At 66.5% G+C, this 23,987-nt stretch carries 20 protein-coding genes; 10 read left to right on the top strand and 10 right to left on the bottom strand.

Going from position 1 to position 23,987, the window contains the following annotated elements; all coding sequences use genetic code 11:
• Positions 1-101: 101 nt before the first annotated feature.
• The 7 genes from ACZIYR_RS12600 to ACZIYR_RS12570 all read left to right on the top strand — a co-directional run bounded on the left by ACZIYR_RS12600 (position 102) and on the right by ACZIYR_RS12570 (position 6,965).
• Entirely contained in the window at positions 102-566 is a 465-nt protein-coding gene (locus tag ACZIYR_RS12600) for an SUF system Fe-S cluster assembly regulator (RefSeq protein ID WP_473034101.1), read from the top strand.
• An 86-nt stretch (positions 567-652) separates the two neighbouring features.
• A complete protein-coding gene (sufB, locus tag ACZIYR_RS12595) occupies positions 653-2,095 on the top strand; it encodes a Fe-S cluster assembly protein SufB (protein ID WP_473034100.1) in 1,443 nt (480 codons plus the stop codon).
• A gap of 199 nt (positions 2,096-2,294) precedes the next feature.
• The gene (gene sufC, locus ACZIYR_RS12590; protein WP_483526914.1) at positions 2,295-3,047 is read left to right on the top strand and encodes a Fe-S cluster assembly ATPase SufC; all 753 of its coding nucleotides are present in this window, start codon (positions 2,295-2,297) and stop codon (positions 3,045-3,047) included.
• Positions 3,044-4,408, top strand: coding sequence for a Fe-S cluster assembly protein SufD (gene sufD, locus ACZIYR_RS12585; protein ID WP_483526913.1), 1,365 nt, complete (start codon positions 3,044-3,046; stop codon positions 4,406-4,408). Before sufC ends, sufD begins: the two co-directional genes overlap by 4 nt.
• A gap of 3 nt (positions 4,409-4,411) precedes the next feature.
• Positions 4,412-5,671 carry a SufS family cysteine desulfurase gene (locus ACZIYR_RS12580; protein WP_483526912.1) on the top strand — a complete coding sequence of 420 codons (1,260 nt, stop codon included), beginning with the start codon at positions 4,412-4,414 and terminating at the stop codon, positions 5,669-5,671.
• Between the two features lie 2 nt (positions 5,672-5,673).
• Positions 5,674-6,246, top strand: a complete 573-nt coding sequence (sufT, locus tag ACZIYR_RS12575) for a putative Fe-S cluster assembly protein SufT (RefSeq protein WP_473034098.1) — start codon at positions 5,674-5,676, stop codon at positions 6,244-6,246.
• 59 nt (positions 6,247-6,305) lie between these two features.
• On the top strand, positions 6,306-6,965 hold the full coding sequence (locus ACZIYR_RS12570) for a SanA/YdcF family protein (RefSeq protein WP_473035048.1): 660 nt from the start codon (positions 6,306-6,308) through the stop codon (positions 6,963-6,965).
• Positions 6,966-7,206: 241 nt separating this feature from the next.
• Here the strand turns inward: ACZIYR_RS12570 and ACZIYR_RS12565 are convergent, their stop codons facing one another.
• From ACZIYR_RS12565 to ACZIYR_RS12550, 4 genes are all read right to left on the bottom strand, one after another.
• Positions 7,207-7,650: a hypothetical protein gene (locus ACZIYR_RS12565; RefSeq protein WP_473034097.1), complete on the bottom strand. Its 444-nt coding sequence runs from the start codon at positions 7,648-7,650 to the stop codon at positions 7,207-7,209.
• A gap of 88 nt (positions 7,651-7,738) precedes the next feature.
• On the bottom strand, positions 7,739-8,647 hold the full coding sequence (gene rimK / locus ACZIYR_RS12560; RefSeq protein ID WP_473034096.1) for a 30S ribosomal protein S6--L-glutamate ligase: 909 nt from the start codon (positions 8,645-8,647) through the stop codon (positions 7,739-7,741).
• Between the two features lie 35 nt (positions 8,648-8,682).
• Entirely contained in the window at positions 8,683-9,120 is a 438-nt protein-coding gene (locus tag ACZIYR_RS12555; protein ID WP_473034095.1) for an ATP-dependent zinc protease family protein, read from the bottom strand.
• Between the two features lie 33 nt (positions 9,121-9,153).
• A complete protein-coding gene (locus ACZIYR_RS12550) occupies positions 9,154-10,188 on the bottom strand; it encodes a DUF3549 family protein (protein WP_483526911.1) in 1,035 nt (344 codons plus the stop codon).
• A 259-nt stretch (positions 10,189-10,447) separates the two neighbouring features.
• Here ACZIYR_RS12550 and ACZIYR_RS12545 point away from each other — a divergent pair, with 259 nt between their 5' ends.
• Positions 10,448-10,780, top strand: a complete 333-nt coding sequence (locus ACZIYR_RS12545) for a YqcC family protein (RefSeq protein ID WP_473034093.1) — start codon at positions 10,448-10,450, stop codon at positions 10,778-10,780.
• A gap of 10 nt (positions 10,781-10,790) precedes the next feature.
• Positions 10,791-11,291 (top strand): gamma-glutamylcyclotransferase family protein, encoded by a 501-nt coding sequence (locus ACZIYR_RS12540; protein ID WP_473034092.1) that lies wholly within the window; start codon positions 10,791-10,793, stop codon positions 11,289-11,291.
• Between the two features lie 42 nt (positions 11,292-11,333).
• Here ACZIYR_RS12540 and putA (ACZIYR_RS12535) read toward each other — a convergent pair whose 3' ends face one another.
• From putA (ACZIYR_RS12535) to ACZIYR_RS12520, 4 genes are all read right to left on the bottom strand, one after another.
• Positions 11,334-14,999: a bifunctional proline dehydrogenase/L-glutamate gamma-semialdehyde dehydrogenase PutA gene (gene putA, locus ACZIYR_RS12535; RefSeq protein ID WP_483526910.1), complete on the bottom strand. Its 3,666-nt coding sequence runs from the start codon at positions 14,997-14,999 to the stop codon at positions 11,334-11,336.
• 86 nt (positions 15,000-15,085) lie between these two features.
• A complete protein-coding gene (putP, locus tag ACZIYR_RS12530) occupies positions 15,086-16,591 on the bottom strand; it encodes a sodium/proline symporter PutP (RefSeq protein ID WP_483526909.1) in 1,506 nt (501 codons plus the stop codon).
• Between the two features lie 423 nt (positions 16,592-17,014).
• Positions 17,015-17,641, bottom strand: coding sequence for an OmpW/AlkL family protein (locus ACZIYR_RS12525; RefSeq protein ID WP_473034091.1), 627 nt, complete (start codon positions 17,639-17,641; stop codon positions 17,015-17,017).
• A 224-nt stretch (positions 17,642-17,865) separates the two neighbouring features.
• Positions 17,866-18,459, bottom strand: a complete 594-nt coding sequence (locus ACZIYR_RS12520; RefSeq protein ID WP_483526908.1) for an OmpW/AlkL family protein — start codon at positions 18,457-18,459, stop codon at positions 17,866-17,868.
• A gap of 290 nt (positions 18,460-18,749) precedes the next feature.
• On the opposite strand from ACZIYR_RS12520, the gene ACZIYR_RS12515 reads away from it, so the two are divergent.
• A complete protein-coding gene (locus tag ACZIYR_RS12515; RefSeq protein ID WP_473034089.1) occupies positions 18,750-19,046 on the top strand; it encodes a hypothetical protein in 297 nt (98 codons plus the stop codon).
• Positions 19,047-19,134: 88 nt separating this feature from the next.
• On the opposite strand, the gene putP (ACZIYR_RS12510) is transcribed toward ACZIYR_RS12515, so the two are convergent.
• The gene (putP, locus tag ACZIYR_RS12510; protein WP_483526907.1) at positions 19,135-20,613 is read right to left on the bottom strand and encodes a sodium/proline symporter PutP; all 1,479 of its coding nucleotides are present in this window, start codon (positions 20,611-20,613) and stop codon (positions 19,135-19,137) included.
• A 43-nt stretch (positions 20,614-20,656) separates the two neighbouring features.
• Positions 20,657-23,848 carry a bifunctional proline dehydrogenase/L-glutamate gamma-semialdehyde dehydrogenase PutA gene (gene putA / locus ACZIYR_RS12505; RefSeq protein ID WP_483526906.1) on the bottom strand — a complete coding sequence of 1,064 codons (3,192 nt, stop codon included), beginning with the start codon at positions 23,846-23,848 and terminating at the stop codon, positions 20,657-20,659.
• Positions 23,849-23,987 lie beyond the last annotated feature (139 nt).

Here is a 23,987-nt window from a genome sequence, read left to right as displayed (position 1 = left end):
CGGGGCAGGGGCTTCACATCGAATCGATACAGGACTAAAATGGTCCCCAATCGAGGGCGAGGCCCAAACGCGGCTCGCCGTTGCACCCTCAGGAGTCAGGCATGCTCAAGCTTTCTCGGCTGACCGACTATGCGGCGGTGGTGATGGCGCAGATCGCCCGCCACCCGCAGCAGCCCCACGCCGCGGCGGAGCTGGCCGAGGCCGTGCAGCTGCCGCATCCCACGGTCAGCAAAACGCTGAAGATGCTGGTACGCGCCGGGCTGCTGGAGTCGCGGCGAGGCGCCCAGGGCGGCTATTCGCTGGCGCGTCCGGCCTCGCGGATCACGGCGCGCGACATCATCACCGCCATCGAGGGGCCGGTGGCGATGACCGAATGCAGCCATGCCGACGGCGACTGCGATCTGGCCAGCGTGTGTGGGGTGGCCGACAACTGGCAGCGGGTGTCGCTGGCCATTCGCACCCTGCTCGACAGCGTCACCCTCGCTCACCTGGCCGATACCGCACCGCTCAAGCTGCCGGTTCAGTTGCCCATACAGAGCGTCAGCCTGGCCTCCGATACGGCCTGAGGCATTCGCGACCCGGTTTCTTCACCGAATCACACTACCCAGGCGAGCCCGCCTCGCCGGCCCAACCGCCCGGGAGGGGAGACATCATGGCAAGTCAGGAAATGGAACAGCTCGTTCGTCGCGACTACAAGGAAGGGTTCGTGACCGACATCGAGAGCGACACGGTGCCGCCCGGTCTCGACGAGAGCACCATCGCCTTCATCTCCAACAAGAAGGGTGAGCCCGAGTGGATGCTCGAATGGCGTCTCAAGGCCTATCACCAGTGGCTGAAGATGACGCCGCCCTCCTGGGCGCATCTGGATTACCCGCCCATCGACTACCAGGCGATCTCCTACTATAGCGCGCCGAAGCGTCCCGAGGATCGTCCCCAGAGCCTCGACGAGGTGGACCCCAAGCTGCTCGAGACCTACGAGAAGCTGGGCATTCCCCTGCACGAGCGCGCGGCCCTGGCCGGGGTGGCGGTGGACGCGGTGTTCGACTCGGTGTCGGTGACCACCACCTTCAAGGAGAAGCTGCACGAGGCGGGGGTGATCTTCTGCTCCATCTCCGAGGCGATCCGCGACTATCCGGAGCTGATCAAGCAGTACCTGGGCACGGTGGTGCCGGTGGCGGACAACTATTTTGCGGCCCTCAACTCGGCGGTCTTTACCGACGGCTCCTTCGTCTTCGTGCCCAAGGGCGTGACCTGCCCCATGGAGCTCTCCACCTATTTCCGCATCAATGCCGCCAACACCGGCCAGTTCGAGCGCACCCTGATCATCTGCGAAGAGGGCGCCCAGGTCTCCTATTTGGAGGGCTGCACCGCGCCGATGCGCGACGAGAACCAGCTCCATGCCGCCGTGGTCGAGCTGGTGGCGCTGGATGATGCCTACATCAAGTACTCCACGGTGCAGAACTGGTACCCCGGCGACGAGGATGGCAAGGGCGGCATCTACAACTTCGTCACCAAGCGCGGCGACTGCCGCGGGGATCGCTCGCGGATCAGCTGGACCCAGGTGGAGACCGGCTCCGCCATCACCTGGAAGTATCCCTCCTGCGTGCTGCGTGGCCGCGATAGCGTCGGCGAGTTCTACTCGGTGGCGGTGACCAATGGCCGCCAGCAGGCCGACACCGGCACCAAGATGATCCACATCGGCGAGGGGACCCGCTCCTATATCGTCTCCAAGGGCATCTCGGCCGGGCGCAGCAACCAGTCCTACCGCGGCCTGGTCAAGGTGGGGCCGCGGGCCAAGGGAGCGCGCAACTTCACCCAGTGCGACTCGCTGCTGATCGGCGACACCTGTGGCGCCCATACCTTCCCCTATCAGGAGATCGGCAACAGCAGTGCCACCGTGGAGCACGAGGCGACCACCTCCAAGATCGGCGAGGACCAGCTGTTCTACTGCCAGAGCCGCGGTATCTCCGAGGAGGATGCGGTGAGCATGATCGTCAACGGCTTCTGCAAGGATGTCTTCCAGGAGCTGCCCATGGAGTTCGCCGTGGAGGCGGAGGCGTTGCTGAGTGTCACCCTGGAAGGCGCCGTGGGCTAAGGCAGATTCCTGTGGGAGGCCGGCTTTGCCGGGCGAATGGCGCCGAAGGCGCCCGGGCGGTGTTGCTTCAGTTGTTCTGGAGTCCGCGTTCGCGAGCTGAAGCACCCTCCCACCGGGAGCTGGACAACCCATTGCAGTCACCGACAAACGAAATGATGGAGCCGCCGAGGCGGCTCACCACGAATCAAAGGTAGTCACGATGCTCGAAGTCAAGGATCTGCACGTCACGGTCGAAGGCCAGGAAATCCTCAAGGGCCTGAGCCTGACCATCCAGGCCGGCGAGGTGCACGCCATCATGGGCCCCAACGGCGCCGGGAAGTCGACCCTATCGGCGGTCATCGCCGGCAAGGACGGCTATGAGGTGACCCAGGGCTCGATCACCTTCGAAGGCCAGGACGTGCTGGAGATGGAGGTCGAGGAGCGTGCCCGGGCGGGCCTGCTGCTCGGTTTCCAGTACCCGGTGGAGATCCCCGGGGTCAAGAACATCTATCTGCTCAAGGCGGCCCTCAACGCTCAGCGCGAGGCCCGCGGCGAGGGGGAGATCCCGGCGCCGGAGTTCATGAAGCTGATCAAGTCGCGGATCGCCGAGATGAAGATGGATGCCAGCTTCCTGCAGCGTGCCGTCAACGAGGGCTTCTCCGGCGGTGAGAAGAAGCGCAACGAGATCCTGCAGATGCTGGTGCTGCAGCCCCGGCTCGCCATGCTCGATGAGATAGACTCCGGCCTCGATATCGACGCCATGCGGGTGGTGGCCGACGGGGTCAACTCCCTGCGCGCCGAGGATCGCGGCATCCTGCTGGTGACCCACTACCAGCGTCTGCTCGACTACATCGTGCCCGACAAGGTCCATGTGCTGGTGAACGGCCGCATCGCCAAGAGCGGCGATGCCGAGCTGGCCAAGGAACTGGAAGCCCGCGGCTACGACTGGGTTCAGGAGGAATCGGCGGCATGAGCGACGTTCAGACCTTTCTCGATCGCCTGAGCGAGCGCAGCGAGGCGCGTCGCCAGGCCCACGGGCCCGAGCCGACCTGGATCGCCGCGCGGCGCCAGGCGGGGGCCGCTCGCTTCGAGGCGCTGGGCTTTCCGAATCGCCGCGTCGAGGAGTGGAAGTATACCGATGTGCGGTCCATCGCCACCGGCGACTTCGTGCTGGCCGAGAATGCCGATTTCTCGCCGGCCAGCGCGGCAACGCTGACGTTGCCCATCGAGGCGTATCGGCTGACCTTCGTCGACGGCATCTTCTCCGCCGAGCTCTCTTCCCTCGACGCTCTTCCCCAGGGGGTGCAGGTCATGCCCCTGTCCCACGCCCTGGCCGAGAACCATGAGGCGGTGGGCGGCCCGCTGGGCCGGCTGACCGGGGTGGAGTTCTCTCCCTTCGCGGCGCTCAACACCGCCTTCATGGAGGAGGGGGCCCTGGTCCGGCTGGCGCCGCGTGCGGTGGTCGACAAGCCCATCATCCTGCAGTTTCTCTCCCGCCGCGGCGAGACGCCGGTGATGAGCCATCCGCGCATCCTGATCGAGGCCGGCTCCCGCAGCCAGGCCACGCTGATCGAGCATCACGTGGGCGAGACAGAGGCCGCCAACTTCACCAACCTGGTGGAGGAGATCATTCTCGATCGCGGTGCGAATCTCACCCACTACAAGCTGCAGGAGGCGCCGCTGGCCGACCTGCACGTGGCCAGCATCCAGGTAGAGCAGGGGCGCGACAGCACCTATACCTCGTTCAACCTGAACCTGGGCGGTGGCCTGGTGCGCAATGACCTGGTTGCCGACCTCAACGGCGAAGGGGCCGAGGCCAACTTCAACGGCCTGTTTTTCGGCCAGGGGCGCCAGCACGTGGATAACCATACCCTGGCCAACCACAATGCTCCCCGGACCTTCTCCAACGAGAACTACAAGGGCATTCTCGACGACCGGGCTCGTGGGGTGTTCAACGGCAAGGTGATCGTCAAGCGTGACAGCCAGAAGATCGAGGCGCATCAGAGCAACGCCAACCTGTTGCTCTCCGACCGCGCCGAGATCGACACCAAGCCGGAGCTGGAGATCTATGCCGACGACGTCAAGTGCTCCCACGGCGCGACCACCGGGCAGCTCGACGAGGAGGCGGTGTTTGCGCTGCGTACCCGTGGCCTCGACGAGCAGACCGCTCGCGGCTTGCTGACCCTTGCCTTTGCCGGCGAGGTCATGGAGCGGGTGGCGCTGGATGCCGTGGCCGAGCGGGTCGAGCTGGCGGTGGCCGGCAAGCTGCCCGAACGCTTCAACCTGGCCGGGCTGGTGGAAGCCGCCGTGGCCCTGCATGACGACGAGGACTAAGCCATGACCGAACTGGCCACCGAAAGCGTGATCGAGACCCCGCTCCTGGACGTGGCCGGGGTACGGTCGGACTTTCCGATTCTCGAGCGCCGGGTGCACGGCAAGCCGCTGGTGTATCTCGACAACGCCGCCACCAGCCAGACGCCGCGCCAGGTGATCGAGACGTTCAGCGACTACTACGGCCGCTACAACGCCAACATCCACCGCGGCCTGCATACCCTGGCCGATGAAGCGACGGCGGCCTTCGAGGGCACCCGGGAAACGGTGCGCCGCTTCCTCAATGCCAGCGAGACGCGCGAGATCGTCTTCACCCGAGGCACCACGGAGGCGATCAACCTGTTGGCCAACAGCTGGGGGCGGGCCAACCTCGAGGCCGGCGACGAGGTGTTGGTCTCGCTGCTGGAGCATCACTCCAATATCGTCCCCTGGCAGCTGCTCGCCGATCAGCTGGGCATCGTGGTCAAGGTGATTCCGGTCGATGAGCGCGGCGTGCTCGACATGGAAGCCTACCGGTCCCTGTTCACCGAGCGCACCCGGCTGGTGGCGGTCAACCATGTCTCCAATGCCTTTGGTACCGTCAACCCGGTGCGCGAGATGGCCGCCGTTGCCCATGGCCATGGGGCGCTGATCCTGGTGGATGGCGCCCAGGCCACGCCCCACCAGCGGGTCGACGTTCGGGACATCGACGCCGACTTCTATGCCTTCTCCGGCCACAAGGTCTACGGCCCGACCGGGGTCGGCGTGCTCTATGGCAAGGCGGCCCTGCTCGAGGGCATGCCGCCCTGGCAGGGCGGTGGGGAAATGATCAAGACGGTCTCCTTCGAGACGCCAACCACCTTCGCCGACATTCCCCACAAGTTCGAGGCCGGTACCCCGGCCATCGCCGAGGTGATCGCCCTGGGGCGTGCCCTGGAGTGGGTCGGCGGCGTGGGGCTCGATGCCATCGGCGCCTGGGAAGCGCGGCTGCTGGCCCATGCCACCACGGCGGTGTCGCGTATCGACGGCCTGCGCATCCTGGGCACGGCGCCGGACAAGGCGGGGGTGCTCTCCTTCGTGGTCGACGGGGCTCACTCCCAGGACATCGGCCTACTGATCGATCAGCTCGGCGTGGCGATTCGCACCGGCCACCACTGCGCGCAGCCGCTGCTGACCCAGTTCGGCGTGGACGCCACCTGCCGCGCCTCTTTCGCTGCCTACAACACCCTGGAAGAGATCGAGGTTTTCGTCGAGGCCCTGGAGCGGGTCATTGGAATGGTGCGCTGATCATGTCGACTATCGAGCAGATTGCCAGCCTGGAGAAGGGGCAGACCCTGCCCCTTCAGCGCGACGTTGCGGCTATCTCCATCCCCTTCGGCAAGACCGTGACCCTACCCGAGGACAGTGAGGTCAGCGTCATGCAGGCCAAGGGCAGTACGGTGAGCGTCGGCTTCGAGGGCCGACTCTATCTGATCGAAGGGGCCAACCTGGATGCCCTGGGGCTCGAACCCCTGCCACGGCCGACCCTGCCTGAAGATGCCACCGAGGAGCAGATCGAGCAGTTCGTCTGGGACCAGTTGCGGACCTGCTTCGATCCGGAGATTCCGGTCAACATCGTCGACCTGGGGCTGGTCTACGGCTGTCGCATTGAGCGGTTGATCACCGGCGAGCGCATCGTCACCATCCGCATGACGCTCACCGCGCCGGGCTGCGGCATGGGCGATGTCATCGCCGCCGATGCCCGCAACAAGATCCTCGGTGCGCCACAGATCAGCCAGGTGCACACCGAGATCGTCTTCGATCCGCCCTGGAGTCGTGAGATGATGAGCGACGAGGCGAAGCTGGAACTCGGGATGTTCTAGCCCCTCCAGTGTGGATGGGGATACCTGTGGTGGCGTGGAAACTCTTCAAAGGGGTGCTGATGGCGCTGGGGGCTCTGCTGCTCCTGGCGTCGCTGCTGTTCGTGGGGGCCAACCTCTGGATGCTGGGGCAGACCCAGGGGCGTATCGAATACGAACTGCCGCTGTGCGGGCCCGACCGGGTCGGGATCGTCTTCGGCACCTCCCACTGGACGCGCAGCGGCGTGCGCAATCCCCACTTCGAAGCGCGGATGAGTGCCGCCTCGCGGCTGGTCCGCATGGGGCGGGTCGAGCACCTGCTGCTCTCTGGCGACAACCGCACGCGCTACTACAACGAGCCGGTGACCATGTGGCGCGACCTGCGCGGCCGCCAGGTCCGCGATGAGGACATGACCCTGGACTATGCCGGCTTCAGCACCTTCGACACCCTGGCCCGGGCGCGGGACGTCTTCGGGGTGGAGCGGGCGATGCTGGTGACCCAGGCGTGGCATCTGCCGCGGGCGCTGTTCATCGCCGATGCGCTTGGCCTGGAGGTCATCGGCTGCGCCGCGCCGGCTCGCCCGGTGGCCGGGCTGTGGCGGCTGCAGGCGCGTGAGTGGGTCGCCCGGGTGGCGACGCTGGGCGACCTCTACCTGTGGGGCCGCGAGCCCCACTTCCTGGGCCCGCTGGAGCCGCTGGAGATTGCCCCCCAGGCATGGCACCTGCCGGTCGAGGCGCCCTGACCGAAGGTTCTTCGCACTTTAGCGTGAACAAGTTTGGCAAGTTTTTGGTGGGAGGCCGCGGTTCGACGTCTCGACTCTGCCGGCGGTGCGACGCTTCGACGAAGGCGCCGCAGGCGCCCATGGGTAGCGCTGCGCGCTACTTCGCGAGCTGAAGTCGAAGCGTCGAACCGTCCCTCCCACAGAGCCAGTTCACGCCAGTCTGCGATGGACCTGACACCGAATAGGTTCAGCACGGATGGCGTCAGCGCTGGCGCTGTTTTTGCTGTCGGTAGAGCTCGCGGATCAGCGCGCGACACTCCTGCCAGCACCGTTCCACGGTGGGCTCCAGCGGGTCGGGCAGGGGGTGGGTCAGCAGGGTCGCCAACGCCTGCATCAGCACCCGCTCCTGCTCGAGAAGCTCGCCGATGACCACCTGGCTCTCGTTGCCCACGAAGCTCTTCAGCCGACTCCACAGCCACATGTAGTCGTCGCGCTCGACGTCGGCATCGCGCGGCAGTAGCTTGAGGTGACGGCGGGCCTGATCCCCGAGCTGGCGCATCGCCTTGGCGCGGGCTTCATAGTGGGGCTTGAGGGCTTCGCGCAGCGACGGGCGCAGGCGCTCAAGGTTGTCCTGAAAATAGTCGATACTGTCGGCCAGCGCTTCCAGTACGCTGTCCATCGCCACCTGGCGATTGTCGAGAAACATGAGCGGTCACCTCCTCCGGTGACGCCGATTGTGGGGGGGGTGACACGCTTTTGCCACCCCCGTTGACAATTATTTCGTCGCAGTCGGTTCAGCCCTTCGGCTTGGGCGGCGCCTTGCGTAAGGCGCCGGCATTCTTTTCGATGTGCTCGATGATCATGCCGGCGATATCTTTCCCGGTGGCGGTTTCGATGCCTTGAAGCCCCGGCGAGGAGTTGACCTCCATGATCACCGGGCCGTGGTTGGCACGCAGCAGGTCGACGCCGGCCACGCGCAGGCCCATGGCCTTGGCGGCGCGGATCGCCGTGGAGCGCTCCTCCGGGGTGATGCGGATCACGCTGGCGCTGCCGCCGCGATGCAGGTTGGAGCGGAACTCGCCGTCGGCGGCTTGACGCTTCATGGCCGCCACCACCTTGTCGCCGATCACGAAGCAGCGAATATCGGCGCCGCGAGCCTCTTTGATGTACTCCTGCACCATGATGTTGGCCTTCATGCCCATGAAGGCCTGGATCACCGATTCCGCCGCCTGGTTGGTCTCGGCCAGTACGACGCCGATGCCCTGGGTGCCCTCCAGCAGCTTGATGACCAGTGGAGCGCCCTTGACCATGGTGATCAGGTCGGGGATGTCGTCCGGCGAATGCGCGAAGCCGGTGATCGGCAACCCGAGCCCCTTGCGTGACAGCAGCTGCAGCGAGCGCAGCTTGTCCCGTGAGCGGGTAATGGCCACCGAGTCGTTGAGTACGTAGGTGCCCGACATTTCGAACTGTCGCAGCACCGCGCAGCCGTAAAAGGTCACCGAGGCGCCGATGCGTGGGATCACCGCATCGAAGTGCTCGATCTCCCTGCCCTTGTAATGGATGGAGGGGTGATGGGAGACGATGCTCATGTAGCAGCGCAGGGTATCCACCACCCGGGCGCTGTGCCCCCGCTGCTCGGCGGCTTCCACCAGCCGGCGTGTGGAATAGAGGTTGCGATTGCGTGACAGCAGCGCGATATGCATCTCGGGCTCCGGTTGTCAGGGGGGCCGGGTAGGGCTCAGGGTTCGCCGTGCAGGAAGGCGGTCCCGGGGGCCACCAGCAGCCGGCGCAGGGCGCGGCGGCCGAGCAGCATGGGGTGGCGCATGCTGCTGCGGTCGGCCAGGGAGAGCTCCACCATCATCTCGAGCTTGCCCAGCTGCATGGGGGTGCGAATCACGTAGCGCCATTCCGCCTGGCCGTTGGAGCTGGTCACGCGGCGGTGGTCGTGGAGATGCATTCGATAGACATGCGCCGGCGTGCCGGGGCCGCCGCCGCGGGTGGTGAAGCTGACCCAGAGGTGGCCGTCTTCCTCGAAGGTCTCGATATCCTCGGCATGCAGTGCCGAGGTGCGTGCGCCGGTGTCGGCCTTGCAGCACAGCGTCAGACGCAGTGCCGGCAGCGTGATCATTTCGCGACGGCCGATCACCGCCTTGGGGGTGTAGGGCAGTTCCTTCATGGCAGCGCCTCCTGTGTGGTTACCCCTGCGGCTTCAGCCGGCCTGTTGCGTCAGCGCGTGAAGCCGCTGGCCGATGGCCGAGTCCCTGTCGGCCTCGCGCAGCGCCATCAGCACCGGCAGGCGCAGCCGCGGGATCAGCGCCAGGTCGCGAGCCACGGCGGCGAAGTCGGCCCGAGGCTCCTCGGCCAGTCGGGTCAGAAAGCGCGGCAGGCGCTCGGCGTGCTCCAGATGCGACCAGCCGCGTCCGGCGATGGCGGCCAGCAGATCGGGACCGCCGACGCTAGGGTCGTCGAGCAGACTGTCGAACCAGGCCCCGGCGATGGCCTCGGAGGCGCCGCCCAGGGCGCGTACGCAGGCACAGAAGCCCTCGATGTCGCCCTGGGCGGCGGCCCGCTCACCGCGTGTGCGCAGGGCCTTGGCGAGCGGGTCCGGCACCTCGACATGCTCCAGGCAGTAGCACAGCGAGATCAGCACCTCCTCGGGCAGGCTAGCGAGCCTTGCGGCGAGCGAGCGGCCGCTGTCGGCGTCCAGGCGCACCGCGAAGTCGGCGAGTCCCTGCAGCCCCAGCGCCTGCCAGTCCAGTGCCTGCTGGCCGCTGAGATAGTCCTCCACCGGCTCCAGATGCTGGCTGGCGGACAGCCCCATGTCATGCCGAGCGCGGGCGTGCAGCATCGCCTGGAAGGGCAGCGACGGGGTGAAGGCCAGGGGGTTGTCCTTCATCAGGTTGTCGATGGCGCCCTCGTCCGGCTGACCTAGGCGCTGCACGCGACGTCCCAGGGTTTCCAGCAGTCGCTGCAGGAAGGCGTCGCGGGGAGCCGCCACCAGCTGGCCCTGCTCATCCAGCGGCAGGGCGAGGAACCAGATGGCCGGCTCGGGCATGTCGCCTAGCCGAAACACCAGCCCCAGGCGCGCCTGGCCCTGCCAAGGGGAGGGCCAGGGTTGCTCGCCTGCCTCGAAGCCGGCCAGGGTCGCCAGGGCGACGGGCTCGACCCGTCGGCCCAGGTGATAGGCACGGACCTCGGCGCCGGTGCGCACGAAGAATTCATGAAGGGTAAGGATTGGCTGCATGTCGGCTCCCTTGCTGAAGCGTGCACTCTACCGTGGTCGCCGGGGGCTTGTCAGCTACCCGGCCGAGCCCGGCAGCCGCTGCGCCTGGTCATGAAATGATCGCTTCCCGCGGACGCGCCTGTCATCGGGGTTTCGCACGATTTTCCAGAGATTATCCACAGGCTCATGCAGCCTATCTGTGTACAGTGCCGGTGCCGCGGGGTGGCCAGCGCAGCGATGCCTCGGGATAATGGGGGTCAATGCAAGCGAGGTGTGCAATATGACGGTTCACGAGGAGCTCGATGTGGCGCTGAGGCGGCTCGAGGCGACCCTGAAGGCGACCGATATGTGGCGAATGGAGTGCCCTGAGGCCGACGCCTTCAACAGCCAGCAGCCGTTCTGCATCGACACCATGACCCCGCTGCAGTGGCTGCGCTTCGTCTTCATCGCCCGGCTCGATGCCCTCGTCGAGGCGCGTGGCCCGATGCCGGCGAAATGCGACGTGGCCCCGGCGGTGGAAGCCTACCTGGCCCAGCGCGGCGTGCGTGCCCGAGACCGGCTGCTGGTTGCCAAGGCTGTCGAAGAGCTGGACAGGCTGATTACCGAAAACTGAGCGAAGGAACATGCCCTACTATTTTGCCTACGGCAGCAACATGAATCCGGCCCGGGTCGAGGCTCGCATTGGCGCCACCCGGCGCGCCCTGCCGGGCGTGCTCCACGACCATGTGCTGCGCTTCGACAAGGCGTCGCGGGTGGCCGGTATCGCTCATGCCAACGTGGCCCCGAGGCCCGGTGAGCGGGTCGAGGGAGCGCTGTTCGAGCTGGTGGACCCCGAGCAGATTCAGCTGATGGACCCCTTCGAAGGGTATCCCCATGAGTATGAGCGCCACCGGCTGCCGGTGGTCACGATGGAGGGTGATATCGAGGCCTGGGTGTACATCGCCGCGCCGGGGACCACCGCCGAAGCGCTGCGCCCGGCGCGTGAGTACTTGGAACACCTGTTGGCGGGCAGTGCCTTCCACAGCCGCGATTATCATGCGCGGCTGGCGGCCGTGGAGGCGGTCGGCGAGCTCGATGATGCCAGTCTGGCGGCGCTGGGACTTTCCCGACACGGGCCGCGCTAAGGCGTTTTCGGGGTTTACCCAGCTGGGTAAACCCCACGTCGCCTAGACGGCCGTTGCCAGCAGGCTAGCATTCCCCCCCGCGGCGGTGGTGTCGATGCACAGATGGCGCTCCACGACGTAGCGCTCCGGCGCGATGGTCCGGGTCTCCAGCGACACGATGGCCCCGTCACGCTCGGCGAGCGCGATGCGCAGCGCCCGGGTCCAGTCGCTGGCGCCGGCCGCGGCCACGGAGGCGATGCCCTTGACCTTGGTCAGGGCGTCGGGCGTGACGCAGCCGTCGAGGGCGGCGATAGGCGCTCCGGCGTCGATCAGCGGCCGTGCGGCCTGAGCCGCCCCCGGAACCACGAGCACCGCGGGGGAGCCAGCGCCCAGCGCCTGCACCGCCTGAGCGATGGCGATCTCCGGGGTCGGTCCGAGGCAGAGCGCCGGACCCTTGGGATACATCGCCAGGCGATTGCTTTCCCCCGTGGGCCCGGGAAGGGTCTGCGGGGTCATGTCCAGCGCCGCGGTCTCGGCGAGCGCCTTGCGGATCACACCCCCCTTGCCGGAGAGCGCCTTGCGCAGCGCTTCGACCCTATCGGGGCGCGCCGCCCAGTTGCGCGGGTCGAGCTTGTCGAGGGCTGCCTGAAGATCGTCAAGGGACACAGCCTCGCCCTGGGGCGCCGCGTGGGACTCCGCGGCGGCGGTGCGGCGGAAGCGGTTGACGTAGAGCGGGCCGCCGGCCTTGGGGCCGGTGCCCGAGAGGCCCTCGCCCCCGAAGGGCTGGGAGCCGACGATGGCGCCGATCTGGTTGCGGTTGACGTAGATATTGCCCACATGGACGCGCTCGACGATCTGCTGCACGCGATCGTCGATGCGGGTGTGCAGGCCGAAGGTCAGCCCGTAGCCGCGGTCGTTGATGGCGTCGACCACCTGGTCGATCTCCCGCGCCTTGAAGCTGGCCACGTGCAGGATCGGGCCGAAGATCTCGCGCTCGAGCGCCTCGATGCCTTCGACCTCCACCACCGCCGGGGTGACGTAGGTGCCGGACTCCGGCACCGGCAGCGTCTTCAGCACCTTGCCGGCCTTCTGCTGGTCAGCCACATAGGCGCTGATATCGGCCTGGGCCTCGGTGTCGATCACCGGGGACACGTCGGTATCGGTATTCCAGGGGTCACCGATGGTGAGCGCGTCCATGGCGCCATCGAGCATCGTCAGCAGCCGTTCGCGCGCCTCCTCCTGAACGTAGAGCATCCTCAGCGCCGAGCAGCGCTGGCCGGCCGACTGGAAGGAGGAGATCAGGATGTCGCGCACCGCCTGCTCGGTCAGCGCCGTGGAGTCGACGATCATGGCATTGAGCCCGCCGGTCTCGGCGATCAGCACCGCATCCGGCCCGGCATTCTCGGCCAACGCTTTATGGATGATCTGCGCCACCTCGGTCGAGCCGGTGAAGCAGACGCCGGCGATCCGCGGGTCGCTGGTCAGCGGCCCGCCCACCGTCGGTCCGTCGCCGGGCAGCAGCTGTAGCGCCGCCTCCGGCAGGCCGGCCTCGCGCATCAGCTCGACGGCCCGGGCGGCGATCAGCGGCGTCTGCTCGGCGGGCTTGGCGAGCACGGCGTTACCGGCCGCCAGGGCCGCGGCGATCTGGCCGGTGAAGATGGCCAGCGGGAAGTTCCAGGGGCTGATGCAGACGAAGAGGCCGCGGGCACTGCCGGGCGCCTCCGCCTCCAGACGCTCCCCCTCGCCCGCATAGTAGCGGAGGAAATCCACCGCCTCGCGTACCTCGGCGATGCCATCGAACAGCATCTTGCCGGCCTCGCGGGTGGCGATCGCGGTCAGCTCGGCAATGTGTTCCTCGTAGAGATCGGCGGTACGACGCAGCACCTCGGCGCGCTCCGCCGCGGGGCGCGCCGACCAGTCGCGGAACCCGTCCTCGGCGGCATCGAGGGCGGCCGTCACCTCGTCTCCCGTGGCCTCGTGCACCCGGCCGACCACCCGAGAACCGTCGGCGGGCGACAGGGCGTCGCGCCCCGGTCCCTGGGGGGGCGGGCTTCCCGCCAGCATGGGCCCGGCGGTCCAGGTGGCGTCGGCGAAGGCCTCGCGGGCCGAGAGCAGCGGCAGGATCGAGGCGGGCTCGTTGATCCGGTAGCCGCGGGAGTTCTTGCGCTCGGGGGCGAACAGCTCGCCGGGCTGGCGGATCAGGGGGCTGGGGATGGCGTCGCCCAGGCTCTGCAGGCCGGCCACCGGATCCTTGGCGATCTTGCTGGGGGGAATCGCGTCGTCCACCACCTGGTTCACGAAGGAGGAGTTCGCCCCGTTCTCCAGCAGACGGCGGACCAGGTAGGCCAGCAGGTCGCGGTGAGCGCCGACCGGCGCATAGATGCGGCAGTGCGTCCCCTCTGCCTCCTTGACGATGTGGTGCAGCGATTCGCCCATGCCGTGCAGGCGCTGGAACTCGTAGCTCTCCTTGTCGTCGCCCGCCATGGCGACGACGGTGGCGCAGGTATGGGCGTTGTGGGTGGCGAACTGCGGATAGATGCGGTCGCGCCGGTCGAGCAGCATCCGCGCGCAGGCCATGTAGCTGACATCGGTGTTGACCTTGCGGGTGAAGACCGGAAAGGTCTCGACGCCCATCTCCTGGGCCAGCTTGATCTCGGTGTCCCAGTAGGCGCCCTTGACCAGCCGCACCATGATTCGGCGATCGAGCCGCTCGGCCAGGTCGTAGAGCGCCTCGATCACCGGTCCGGCGCGCCGCCCGTAGGCCTGTACCACGACCCCGAAGCCGTCCCAGCCGGCGATCTCCGGGTCGGCCAGCAGCGCCTCGATCACGTCCAGTGACAGGTCCAGACGGTCCTGCTCCTCGGCGTCGATGTTGAAGCCGATATTGGCCTTGGCCGCCTGCCGCACCAGTTCCCGGGCGCGGGGGACCAGCGTTTCCATCACCATGGCGCGGTGGGTGGTTTCGTAGCGCGGATGCAGCGCCGAAAGCTTGACCGAAATGCCGGGGCTGCCTCGAACGTCGCCCTTCGCCTGCTTGGCGATGGCGGTGATCGCCCTGGCGTAGGCCTGGTGATAGCGCAGCGCATCGGCGTCGGTACGCGCCGCCTCGCCCAGCATGTCGTAGGAGTAGGTATAGCCCTGCTGCTCGAGCTCCCGGGCATTCTTCATGCCCTCCTCGATGGTCTGGCCGAGCACGAACTGACGCCCGAGGATACGCATCGACTGACCGACCGCCTTGCGCACCACCGGCTCGCCCATGCGGCGGACCAGGCCGCGCAGCGCACGCCCCGGGCCCTTGGGATCGTCTTGCAGCACCTTGCCGGTCAGCATCAGCGCCCAGGTCGAGGCGTTGACCATCGACGACGCGGACTTGCCCAGGTGCGCGCCCCAGTCGGAGGGCTCGATCTTGTCGTGGATGAGCTCGTCGATGGTCTCCGCATCGGGCACGCGCAGCAGCGCCTCGGCCAGGCACATCAGGCCGACGCCCTCGGCGGTGGAGAGCCCGTACTCGGCCAGGAAGGCCTCCATCATCGAGGGGGAGCGCTCCTTGCGAACCCGCTCCACATAGTGGGCGCCGCTGTCGGCCACCCGGCGGCGTTCGTCGTCCGACAGCCCGATACGCTCGACCAGCTCGTGCAGCAGTGCTGCCTCGTCGGCCGCATAGTAGTCGCGAATGCGCGCCCGGGTCTCACTCACGGCGCCATGTGGGGGTAGGTTGGCTTCGTTCATGGTGGTCTCCTTGGGTAACCGACACGCAGCGCCGGTGCGCCGCCCGACAGGGCGCCCGCAGGCGCCCTTGCGCTACCCTGAGCGAGTCAGGTCGTCTGTTTCTGGCGATCGATGTGCTGATACTCCCCCGCATCGGCGGTCACGCTGCTTACCACCACGATGGCGATCATGGCGGCGATGAAGCCGGGGATGATCTCGTAGACCCCGGGACCGCCCAGGAACTCGGCATTCCAGCCCAGGGTGATCCAGATCATGACGGTGGCGGCCCCGACCACCATGCCGGCGATGGCACCGGCGCCGTTGGTGCGCGGCCACATCAGCGACAGGATGATCAGCGGACCGAAGGCAGCACCGAAGCCGGCCCAGGCGTTACTGACCAGGCCCAGCACCTGGGAGTCCTCGTCGGAGGCGATGATGGCGGCGACCAGGCCCACGATCACCACGCAGGCTCGGCCGACGGTCACGGTCTCTTTATCGGTGGCTTCCTTGCGCAGAAACAGGCGATAGAAATCTTCGGTCAGCGATGACGACGACACCAGCAGTTGGCTGGAAATCGTGCTCATGATCGCCGCCAGGAGCGCCGCATAGAGGAAACCGGTGATCAGCGGATGGAACAGCAGGTTCGCCAGAATGATGAAGATGGTCTCCGGATCCTGGACATCCAGGCCGTTGCGGATCGCAAAGGCCCGGCCGAAGATCCCCACGGAAATGGCGCCGACCAGGGAGACCAGCATCCAGCTCATGCCGATGTTGCGGGCAACGGGCACGTCCTTCAGTGTCCGGATGGCCATGAAGCGTACGATGATGTGGGGCTGCCCGAAATAGCCCAGCCCCCAGGTCACCGCCGAGAGCCAGCCGACGAAGGTCAGTCCCGCCGTCCACGAGAGCAGCGTGGGATCGACTTCGTTCAGGGTCTGGGAGGCCTGGGCGAAACCGCCCCCACCCTCGCCGAAGAGCACCACCGCCGGCATGATCACCAGGGCCAGCATCATGATGCAGCCCTGCACGAAGTCCGTGAGGCTTACCGCCAAAAAGCCGCCGACCACCGTGTAGATCAGCACCACGCCGAGCGTGATCACGACCCCCATGGCGTAGTCGCTCATGCCCCCGATGTTGTAGATGCCGGAGAACGCACTCTCGAACAGCTTGCCGCCGGCCACCAGGCCCGATGCGGTATAGACCGCGAAGAAGATGACGATGACGATGGCGGAGACCGTGCGCAGGGAGAGCGCCCGGGTTGGGAAGCGGTTCGCCAGGAACTCCGGAATGGTAATGGCGTTGCCATAGTGGACGGTCTGTTCACGCAGACGAGGTGCGACCAGGGTCCAGTTGAGGAAGGCGCCCACGAGCAGACCGATACCGATCCAGGCCGAGCCCAGGCCCGAGACGAACAGCGCCCCGGGTAGCCCCAGCAGCAACCAGCCACTCATGTCCGAGGCCCCTGCCGACAGGGCCGCCACCTGCGGGCTGAGGGCGCGACCGCCCAGCATGTAGTCTTCGGATGATGACGTGGCCCTTCGCATGGCATAGACGCCAATGGCGATCATCAGTGCGAAATACCCCAACAGGCTTATCCAGACTCCAGTTGCCATGTGATTTCTCCACTTCTCGTGGGCCGGAGCCAGCTCCGGCCGGGTGGCGCATCTACCGTTTGGAGTCCGGTAGCGGCGCGGGATTATTGTTGTAGTGCCGCATTCTCCTGGCGCAACGAGGCGCTACCGCTCGTCGCGCTTGGGAAACATCTTGTGGCCTGCCTCCTGGCGTTCAGCGTTCTGTCTTCGGGAGAGTGTCGCGGGCAAGGCACGCTGCTGGCTTGACCGTATTCGAACTCTGTTATCAAGCGTAGCAGGTAAGCCGAGACACTCCGGCCGGTGTCGGTTGGGAGAATGCGCGGCGACTGCTGTCAGCGGGGGGAGATCATGCGTGGCGTTGCGGCGGGAGCCGGTACTACTTGCACGCCTGCCAACGCAACGAGGCCCGCCAGTTGGCGGGCCTCGTGACGACGCGTTGGTCGATCAGAAGCGGTAGCTGATACCGGCCATAAAGGCCCAGGGGTCGATGTTGACCGTCCCCAGGTCGTTGCCGTCCAGGCTGGCGTCGGTGTCGATATCGATATACCAGGCGGCGGCGTTGAGCGCCCAGTTGTCATCGAACAGCACGTCCACGCCCAGCTGGCCGGCGGCGCCCCAGGAGCTGCTCAGGTCGAGGTCGCCCAGGTCACTGGATTCGCTGAAGAAGGTGGTGTAGTTGAGGCCGATCCCCGCGTAGGGCTGCACCATGGCACCGCTACCGCCCAGCGGGTAGTACTGCACGGTCAGCGTCGGCGGCAGGTGCTTGGTGGAGGCCAGGGTGTCGCCGTTGAGCTTGATATCGTGCTCGAAGGGCAGGGCGGCCAGCAGTTCGACTCCAAAGTTGTCGTGGAAGCGGTAGCCGAGGGTAAAGCCCAGGGTGGTATCGCTTTTCACGTCGACGTCGATGGCGCCAGCGGCGAGGGAGCCGTTGTCGCTCTTGGGGCTGACGTGGGCGACACCCACACGGGTGAAGAAGTCGCCTTCGCCGTAGGCCATGGCCTGGGTGCTGGTGGTCACGGCGGCGGCAGCCAGGCTGGCGGCGAGCAGAGTGGGCAGGGTGGTCTTACGCATGGGCAACTCCTTGTCGATATGCGGTTCGGAGCGAGGCGGCCATAGCCGCGTGGGGATTCCTGGCGCCATATTACTCAGCTCATGCGCGGCGATTCTTGATCTGTGGCAATAGTTGTATTCGACAACTAAATGAGTATTTTACATACCTGTTATCCAGGCGTGTCCAGATCAAAACGCCGGGCGCAGGGCCCGGCGTGGTGAGACAGCAGAGGGTCTGCGAACGCTCAGAAGCGGAAGGTGACCCCGCCGCCAATGGTCAGCGGATCGATCTTGGCGGTGCCGACATGCTCTCCCCCTACGGAGATTCGTGAGTCCACGTCGGCGTAGTTGGCGAAGCCGTTGAACATGAAATGCTCGGTGACCGCTAGGTCGACGCCCAGCTGGCCCACGGCGCCATAGCTACGGCGCGCATTGACGCCCGCGGGCTCGCCGGAGAAGCGGGTGTAGTTGAGGCCGGCGCCGGCGTAGGGCTGCACGCGGGAGTCGAGCCCACCCAGCGGGTAGTAGTTGACCATTAGATTGACCGGCATGCGGTCAACGCTCCCCGATAGCGGGCCAGCCGCGAAGTCGTGCTCGACCTTCTCGGAGCTGTTGAGCTCGACGCCGATATTGTCGTGGAACAGATAGCCGGCGCCGAACGTGAAGCCGGTTTCCCCACTGCTGACGGTGTCGAGCACGCCGTTGTCGGTACGGGTGTCGGTCTTGGCGAAGCCGCCGCGGATGAAGGTGTCGCCTGCGCTGAAGGCCAGGGCGGTTTGGCTGGCGAAGAGGCAGCCGGCGGCGATCACGGCGACGGGAAGCAGTCGAGTGGTGCTCATCAGGGGAATCCTCCAGGTAGGGGTCGTGACGAGTCAGGGGTGCCGGGTGAACAGCGCCGGCGGCATTGGACAGCTTTCATTGTAGGAACGCCGTTTCTAAACGTCTTGTAAAATTATTCAATGACGTTGATTGGCGCAATATGGGAATTTTATGGCCCCTGATGCCGGGAAGCGGTGAGGTAGCAGTTATTACTGTATAAGAAATTCCGTAGTGCAGCATATGCGGATTCGCCATTCACTGCGCTATCGTCTTGACTGGGGAGGGTAGAGCAGCGTCTGGAGGTGAGCCGATGAAAAGCGATGTGTCTGCGCGAGCCGGCCTTGTCGCGCTGGTGGCGATGCTGGTGGCAGCCGTGCTGGCGATGTGGCTGCTGCTGCGTCCCGAGTTGATCAGTACGCTGCCCATGGCGCTGCGTCTGCCGTTGATCGCTCTCGGAGTCTGGGCCCTGGGGGCCGCCTTCATGCGCCCGCTGGGCCTCGAGCCGCAGCGCCACTGGCAGCGGTGGGCGACGGCGCCGCCCTGGAGCCTGATGGCCCTGGGGGCTTTCACGCTGATCCTGCTACTGAGGGCGATCTGGCTGGCGTAAGCATGGCGGTGACTGCCAGGCCATTAAAACGACAGGCCGCCCGGAGGCGGCCTGTCGAGGTAAGTGAAATGCCAGAAGCGGCAATGGATCAGGGTTCCGCGAAGGTATCGAAGTCCGCGGTCACCCGCAGGTTGGGCTCCTCGGTGGCCAGGCTCGCCGCCACGATGGCGATATAGGCGAAGAGCACCCCGGGCACGATCTCGTAGAGGTCGAACAGCCCGCCGGAGAGCTCGGCCCACACCACTACGGTCACGCCGCCCACCACGATGCCGGCCAGCGCGCCCCACTTGTTCATGCGTCGCCAGTAGAGCGACATGATCAGCGCCGGGCCGAAGGCGGCGCCGAAGCCCGCCCAGGCGTAGGCCACCAGGTCGAGCACGGTGGCGTCCGGGTTCAGGGCCAGCAGGTAGGCGATCACGGCGATGCCGACCACCGCGAAGCGACCCACCCACACCAGTTCGGTCTGGCTGGCGTCCTTGCGGAAGATCGCCTTGTAGAAGTCATCGGTCAGCGCCGACGAGGAGACCAGCAGCTGGGAGTCGGCGGTCGACATGATGGCGGCCAGGATGGCGGCCAGCAGGATGCCGGCGATCACCGGATGGAAGATCAGGTTGACCATCACCATGAACACCGTCTCGCCGTCGGCCAGGTCGCGCTGAACATAGCCCACGCCCAGCAGGCCCACGGCTACGGAGCTGACCAGCGCGATGGCGGTCCAGCTCACCGCGATGCGGCGCGCGGTGGGGATGTCACGGTCGCTGCGAATGGCGGCGAAGCGCGCCAGGATGTGCGGCTGGCCGAAGTAGCCCAGGCCCCAAGCCAGCGAGCTGATGATGCCGATCGCCGTCAGCGCCTCGCCGGTGGAGGCGTCGCGGAACCAGGCCAGCATGTGCTCGCTCTCGGCGGCGAGGGCGGCACCGGCACCGGCCGTGCCCCCCAGGTCGCCGAAGGCGATGATCGGCACGATGGCCAGCGCGGCGGCCATCATCAGCCCCTGGATCAGGTCGGTCCAGGAGACCGCGAGGAAGCCGCCGAAGAAGGTGTAGGAGATCACCGCGAGGGTGCCGATGGTCACCGCCAGGGTGTAGTCATAGCCGAAGACCGTCTCGAACAGACGCCCGCCGGCCACCAGGCCCGAGCTGGTATAGAAGAGAAAGAACAGCAGGATGAACACCGCCGAGATCACCCGCAGCAGCTGCGTCTTGTCCTGGAAGCGGTTGGCGAAGTACTCCGGCAGGGTCAGAGAGTCGCTCAGCTTGAAGCTGTAGAGACGCAGGCGCCGCGCCACGATCAGCCAGTTGAGCCAGGTGCCGACCAGCAGGCCCACGGCGATCCAGCTTGCCGAGATCCCGCTGACGTAGGCGGCGCCCGGCAGCCCCAGCAGCAGCCAGCCCGACATGTCCGACGCGCCGGCGGAGATCGCCGAGGTCCAGGGCCCCAGCGAGCGACCGCCGAGAATGTAGTCGGAAAGGTTGGTGGTGCGCATATAGGCGACGATACCGATGCCCAGCATCAGCAGCAGATACGCCACGAAGGTAAAGCCGATGGCCATGTTGTTCTCAATCATATGAGAGTTCCTTCAGTGTTGTTGTGGTTCCAGTCATGAGTGTTCACTCATCTCCCAGCGCAAGCAGTGACGCATTGCCGCCCAGCGCGGCGGTGTTATTGGTCACCGTCTTTTCCGTGGCGAAGCGCAGCAGGTAGTGCGGTCCGCCAGCCTTGGGGCCCGTTCCGGAGTGCCCCTGACCGCCAAACGGCTGAACGCCGACGACGGCGCCGATGATATTGCGGTTGATATACACGTTACCAACTCGGATTTTCTGCGCTATTTCATCGGCAAAGGACTCATTGCGGCTATGCACGCCGAAGGTTAGGCCATAGCCGCGCTGGTTGATCGACTCGATGACCCTGTCGATCTCGCTGGCCCGGTAGCGCACGATATGCAGCACGGGGCCGAACTGCTCGCGCGCCAGCGCCTCGATGCCGTCGATCTCGAAGGCGACCGGGGCGACGAAGGTCCCGTTGGCGGTATGCAGCGGGTCGAGTCGCGTCTCTGCCAGTAGGCGACCCTCGCCCTTGAGCGCCTTGATATGCTCGAGCAGCCCCTGGCGAGCGTCCTCGTCGATCACCGGGCCGACGTCGGTGCCAAGCTCCCGGGGATCGCCCACGTGCAGCTCGTCCATGGCGCCGTCGAGGATCTCGATCACTCGGTCGGCGATGTCATCCTGCAGGTAGAGTACCCGCAGCGCGCTGCAGCGCTGGCCGGCGCTCTGGAAAGCCGACTGGATCACGTCCATCACCACCTGCTCGGGCAGGGCGGTAGAGTCGACGATCATGGCGTTCATGCCGCCGGTTTCGGCGATCAGCGTCGGCAGCGGAGCGTTCTCGCGGGCGGCCAGGGCGCGGTTGATGATCTGGGCGGTGTCGGTGCCACCGGTGAAGACCACGCCGGTAATGCGCGGATCGCCGGTCAGCACGCTGCCCACCGTGGGGCCGTCACCCGGCAGCAGCTGCACCACGTCCCGCGGCATGCCGGCCTCATGAAGCAGCTCTACGACTCGGTGGGCAATGATCGAGGTCTGTTCGGCCGGCTTGGCCAGCACGGTATTGCCCGCCACGGCGGCGGCTACCATCTGCCCGCAGAAGATCGCCACCGGGAAATTCCAGGGGCTGATCGCCGCAAAGACCCCCTTGCCGGCGAGCATCAGCTGGTTGGATTCGCCGGTGGGGCCGGGCAGCACGGTCGGCTCGGCGAACAGCGTCTCGGCGCGCATGGCGTAGTAGCGGCAGAAGTCCACCGCTTCCCGAATCTCGTCGACCCCGTCGGTGAGCAGCTTGCCGCCTTCCCGACAGCACAGCGTCATCAGTTCCGCCATGTGGGTTTCCATCAGGTCGCCCAGGCGACGCACGATGGCGGCCCGCTCGGCCACCGGGGTGGCCTCCCAGCGCGGGAAGGCGGCCCAGGCGGCATCGACTGCCTGGGCGGCCTGATCGGCGCGGGTCCACTGCACGCTGCCCACCCGCCGGGTGCGGTCGAAGGGGCTGGTCACCTCGTGGGTGTTGGCCGGGTCGGCGGTAACCTCGAAGGCCAACAGCGGCCGCACGCTGTAGGTTTGATCCATGAAGCCGTCCATGGCGTCCATCAGCGGCCGGTACTGGCTGCGCACGTTCAGGTTGACGCCGCGGGAGTTGCGCCGCCGCTCGCCGTAGATGTCGCGGGGCAGCGGGATCTTGGGGTTGGCGTAGCGGCTGTGCTGCTTGAGGCTCTCCACCGGATGCACGCACAGCGATTCCACCGGCACCTTGGGGTCGACCAGCTGGTGCACGAACGATGAGTTGGCGCCATTCTCCAGCAGTCGGCGCACCAGGTAGGGGAGCAGGTCCTTGTGAGCGCCCACCGGCGCGTAGATGCGGCAGTAGGTGCCCTTGGGGGCGCGCCTTAGGGCGGCGTCGTAGAGCGCCTCGCCCATGCCGTGAAGGCGCTGGAATTCGAAGGCGCGCTGGGCGGCATTGGCCTGCTCGAGGATGGTACTGATGGTGTGGGCGTTGTGGGTGGCGAACTGCGGGAAGATGCGCCCGCGGGTGTCGTCGGAGAGCAGGAAACGGGCGCACACCAGGTAGGCCACGTCGGTGGCCGCCTTGCGCGTGAAGACCGGATAGCCGTCCACGCCAAGCTGCTGCGACTCCTTGATTTCGCTGTCCCAGTAGGCGCCCTTGACCAGGCGCAGGGGAATCTCGTCGCCCTGACGTTCGGCCAGGCGATTGAGATAGTGCAGCGTGGGTAGAGCCCGCTTGGAATAGGCCTGCACCACTAGGCCGAAGTGGCCCCAGCCCCGGCAGCTGTCGCTTTCGAAGACAGCGCGGAATACCTCCAGCGACAGCTCGAGACGGTCGACCTCCTCGGCGTCGATGGTTAGCGCCACGTGACGCTCGCGGGCCATGTCGACCAGTTTGCGCACGCTGCCCACCAGCTCGCGAAGGATCTGTTCGCGACGGCCGAACTCGTAGCGAGGGTGCAGCGCCGAGAGCTTGATCGACACCGAGGGTGCCGGGGTCTTGGTTGACAGGCCCTGGCTGGTATGGCCGACCCGTTCGATGGCGCGGGCATAGTCGTGAAAGTAGCGCTTGGCGTCGGCGCGGGTGCGAGCGGCCTCGCCGAGCATGTCGTAGGAGTAGGTATAGCCCTTGTCGAACAGCGGCTTGGAGCGTTTCAGGGCCTCCTCGATGTCGCGGCCCAGCACGAACTGCTTGCCCATGATCTTCATGGCTTCGACCATGGCGCGCCGGATCACCGGCTCGCCCATGCGGTTGACCAGCTTGTTGATGAAACCGCTGGGCTTGCCTTCACGGGGCTTGTCGAGTGTCACGACGCGACCGGTCATCAGCAGCCCCCAGGTGGAGGCGTTGACCAGCCAGGAGTCGCTCTGGCCCATGTGCGCCTTCCAGTCGGCCGGCCCCAGCTTGTCCTCGATCAGCGCATCGGCGGTGGCCTTGTCAGGGATGCGCAGCATGGCTTCGGCCAGGCACATCAGCATCAGGCCCTCATGGGTATCCAGGCTGTACTGCTGCAACAGCTCGTCGATGGTATCCACCGCGGTGTCCATCTCGCGTACTTCGCGCACCAGTTCGGCCGTCTTGCCGGCAATGCGCCGGAAGTCGTCGGCGTTGGCGCTCAGCACCTCGATCAGTTCGCCGACGAAGGCGTCTTCGTCGACCACGTAGTGTTCGCTGACGCGCGCGAAGAGCGCGTCGAGCTCCTGCTGCCAGGTGGCGGTGTCCAGCATCTTGTTGGCATCGAGCATGAGGATCCCCCGGGTATTACCCGTTTGCTAAGGCGTCACCACGGCCGCGCTCGGGCACAGTGCCCGGGGCCGGTGGGTTAGCTTGAGAGTAGGGGGCAGGTCGGCGTTGTGCTTGTCGATTTCAGGGGTAAGTTTGTCG

This window comes from Billgrantia sp. NRB1 (assembly GCF_056921725.1).
Note: the sequence above shows the minus strand (reverse complement) of the source record. Positions and strands in the feature narration are given on the sequence as shown.